General features: G+C 34.3%; 3 protein-coding genes. 2 read left to right on the top strand and 1 reads right to left on the bottom strand.

The window, feature by feature from the left end:
* Positions 1-722, bottom strand: a 722-nt coding sequence (locus B3J44_RS08810) for a sensor histidine kinase (protein WP_286967865.1), incomplete at its 3' end; no start/stop codon positions are given.
* Between the two features lie 130 nt (positions 723-852).
* On the opposite strand from B3J44_RS08810, the gene B3J44_RS08805 reads away from it, so the two are divergent.
* Both B3J44_RS08805 and B3J44_RS08800 read left to right on the top strand, forming a co-directional pair.
* Positions 853-3090, top strand: coding sequence for a GH92 family glycosyl hydrolase (locus B3J44_RS08805; RefSeq protein ID WP_286967863.1), 2238 nt, complete (start codon positions 853-855; stop codon positions 3088-3090).
* A gap of 22 nt (positions 3091-3112) precedes the next feature.
* Positions 3113-4161 (top strand): sodium:solute symporter family transporter (locus B3J44_RS08800; protein WP_414654776.1); only part of this gene is annotated, 1049 nt, incomplete at its 3' end.

Genomic DNA, 4161 nt, shown 5'->3' with positions numbered 1-4161 from the left:
TTAACTTCAAGACGTTCTCCGTTTCTAATTCTTTCCAAATCCAGATAATTCTGAATGCACATAATTTCATTTTCTAAAGTCTGCTTTTTGCCTTTTGTTTCATAAAGCATGTATCGCATCAATTCAGAAAGTTTTAAAACGATCTTTGGTGTTTTGTTTGATTTTTCTACCGAAAGGGAATAAATATTATTTAAGGTATTAAAGAAGAAATGCGGAGAAATCTGCGATTTTAAAAACAATAATTCGGTTTCTAGTTGAGATTTTTCTAAATCGGTAACACGTCTTTGCTCTTTTAAGAAATCCAAAGTAATTTTAATTGCTGTAACAAATGTCATTACATACAATTCGCCCATCATCATGTCTATTGTGTAATTGAGTGTAAGCGTGTTGATGGTCTGTGGACCTTCTGGCCAGACATTGTGTGTAATTAGCAAATAAGTGAGATTAAATTTTAAAACCACCATTATAAAAATAGCGGACAATACGGTTACTATATATAGGAAGTATTTTTTACGGTAAACCAAATAGGGCATTAAAACCAAAATATTCAGATAACATAATGCCATGTGAATAGGAAATCCGAGTAAAGTAGTTTTTAAAGAGTAAATGTAATCGTTAAAATAGCTTCCCCATCGGAATGTATTAAACACAAAATACGTCAACCAAAAGTAAACATGATAACGTATAGGTAAACTATAAGGTTTGCTGGAGTTGAAAATCATAATCGTAGAAAAGAATGTCGTTTGTTACTATTTTTTGATGTTTAGAGCTGTTTAAATGTCGTCCGTCTAAAAATATTTTGGTAAAAGTTGAATTTGTATAAATTTAAAGTTAAATTAATATTGTTTTGATATGAGGAAAATTACGCTGCTTTCTCTGACGGTAATTTTTACTGCAAGTTGCAAAATAAATGTAGATAAAAATAAACATCCGCAAAGTTTTGCAACAAATTATGTTGATCCTTTTATAGGTACTGGAGGCCATGGACATACATATCCTGGCGCAACAGTTCCGTTTGGGATGCTTCAAGTGAGTCCAGATAATGGAATTTCTAGTTGGGACTGGTGTTCGGGCTATCATTATTCTGACTCCATAGTTTCTGGATTTAGTCATTTACATTTAAGCGGGACAGGAATCGGTGATTTGGCAGATATTTTATTTATGCCGACAGACAAAAAGTTAGACTTAACCGCCAAAGCCGCTTCACGCGATTTCTTACCGTATAAATCAAAATATAATCATGTTAACGAAAAAGCAATACCGGGTTATTACCAAGTTTTTCTTGAAGATCCTAAAATCAATGTAGAATTAACTTCTACGCAAAGAACCGCATACCATAAGTATACCTATAATAATAACGACACACAATCTGTTATTGTCGACTTAGGTTTTGCTATCAATTGGGACAAAGCAACAAAAACAGCTATTACAGTTGAAGATGCAAATACTATTAGCGGTTACCGTTATAGTACAGGTTGGGCAAAAAATCAGAAAGTATTTTTTGTAGCGAAGTTTTCTAAACCAATCACAGAATCTATTATTACGGCAGATAAAAAAGTAGTTTCTGCGAAAAGCGCTGAAGGTGAAAATACTGCTCTTCAATTATTTTTCGATTCTAAAAACTCTAAAGAATTAGGCGTAAAAGTGGCGCTTTCTTCTGTAAGTATCGCTAATGCGAAAGATAATCTAGAAGAGAACAAAGAATTTGAGAAAGTAAAAACAGACGCTTCTGCAGTTTGGAACAAAGCTTTAAGCAAAATTACAGTTGAAACTCCAGTCGATTCTCTAAAAACTATTTTCTATACGGCTTTATACCATGCTCAAGTTGCTCCAGTAACGTACAGTGATAAAAACGGACAATTTAGAACGGAGGATGATAAAATTGTAACTTCAAAAAATTACACAGCGTATTCGACTTTATCACTTTGGGATACCTTTAGAGCTGAGAATCCGTTGCTTACAATCTTAGATCCAAATAAAGTTTCGGATATGGTTAATTCAATGTTGGCGTATTACGAAACCAAAAAGATACTTCCAGTTTGGACTTTATATGCAAATGAAACCAATACCATGACAGGATATCATTCGATTCCAGTTATTGTTGATGCATATATGAAAGGCATTAAAGGTTTTGATGCTGAAAAAGCTTTTGAAGCGATGAAAGCAACAATGATGCAAGACGAACGCGGATTGAATTTCTACAAAAAATACGGTTACATTCCGTACAATTTATTAGATGAATCAGTTACAATCACTTTAGAATATGCTTACGATGATTGGTGTGTAGCGCAAATGGCGAAAGCTTTAGGCAAACAAGCCGATTATGAGTTTTTCTCCAAACGTTCAAAAGCTTACGAATATTTATTTGATGCCAAATCTGGTTTCATGAGAGGAAAATCGGAAGATGGAAAATCTTGGAACGAACCTTTCGACCCAAAACACTCTAACCATAGAGAACACACAGATTATACTGAAGGAAATGCTTGGCAACACAGTTGGTTTGTACCTCATAATGTAGATAATTTTATTTCACTTCACGGAGGAAATGACACATTTACAAAACGTTTAGAACAATTATTCACAGAGAGTTCTGAAATTACAGGAAACAACGTTTCAGCAGATATTTCTGGTTTGATCGGACAATATGCACACGGAAACGAGCCAAGCCACCACATTGCTTATATGTTTAATCATGCAGGTCAGCCTTGGAGAACGCAATATTGGGTGCGTCATATTTTGGACACACAATATAATACGACTGCAAATGGTCTAAGCGGAAATGAAGATTGCGGACAAATGTCGGCTTGGTATGTATTTAGTTCAATGGGATTATATCCTATGAATCCAGCTTCGGGAGAATACGAAATTGGAAGTCCGATTTTTGAGAAATCGACCTTAAATCTTCCAAACGGAAAAACTTTTGTGATTGAAGCAGAAAATGTTTCAGACAAAAACTTCTATATCCAATCGGCTACTTTAAACGGAAAAACATTTAATAAAACAGCCATTTCTCACCAAGAAATGCAAAAAGGCGGTGTACTTCATTTTGTAATGGGAGCACAGCCAAACCAAAATTGGGGTCTAAACTAACTAATTCAAAATAAATAATTTAATGAACATTATTGACGTATCAATCATTTTAATCTATATCGTACTCTCGGTCGGTATCGGAATCTGGATTTCAAGAAAAGCATCAAAAGGACTTGATGATTATTTCCTTGGCGGGAAATCAATCAAATGGTATTTCTTAGGATTGAGCAATGGCTCAGGAATGTTTGATGTTTCAGGAACTTCCTGGATGATTGGAGTTTTATTTTTATATGGCGTAAAAAGTTTCATGTTTATGTGGCTTTGGCCAATCTGGAATCAGATTTTTGTCATGATGTTTCTCGCAGTCTGGATTAGAAGATCAAAAGTAATGACCGGTTCTGAGTGGATTCTAACTCGTTTTGGAAGCGACAAAGCAGGAAAAGCATCACATATTATTGTAGCGATTTTTGCTATTATTTCTACAATTGGTTTTATCGCTTATTTCTTCGTTGGAATTGGAAAATTTGTAACGATTATTCTTCCGTGGGATTTAACGGTTCACATGAATGGTTCTGTTTTCTTAACATCTGAGCAAGCTTATGCTTTGTTAATCATTTTCTTAACTACAATTTACACGGTTAAAGGCGGAATGTTTTCTGTAGTTGCGACAGAAGTAGTACAATATATTATTATGATTGTTGCTGGAGTTTTAATCGCTGGTTATGCATTCATCAATTATACAGATATTCAGATCAATTCGGTTATTACACCAGAATGGAAAAATGTTTTCTTCGGATGGGAATTTGAAACACAATGGAGCGATAAATTCGAAACTTTCAACAGATTAATTGATACTGAAGGTTATAAAATGTTTGGCGCTTTCATCGGAATGACACTTTTCAAAGGATTCTTCGCGAGTGTTGCAGGACCAACTCCAAGTTATGATTTACAGCGTGTTCTTTCTACAAAATCGGTAAAAGAAGCAGCTTATATGAGTGGTTTCACGAACTTGATTTTATTCATTCCTAGATATTTACTAATCACAGGAATTGTAGTAATTGCTTTGGTGAATTTAGCACCAGAATTAAATGCAAATGTAAATTTAACGGGCGCGGATTTAGAATTGTTAAT

The sequence above is a fragment of the Flavobacterium sp. UBA4854 genome (assembly GCF_002399805.1).
GTDB lineage: Bacteria > Bacteroidota > Bacteroidia > Flavobacteriales > Flavobacteriaceae > Flavobacterium > Flavobacterium ginsengisoli.
Note: the sequence above shows the minus strand (reverse complement) of the source record. Positions and strands in the feature narration are given on the sequence as shown.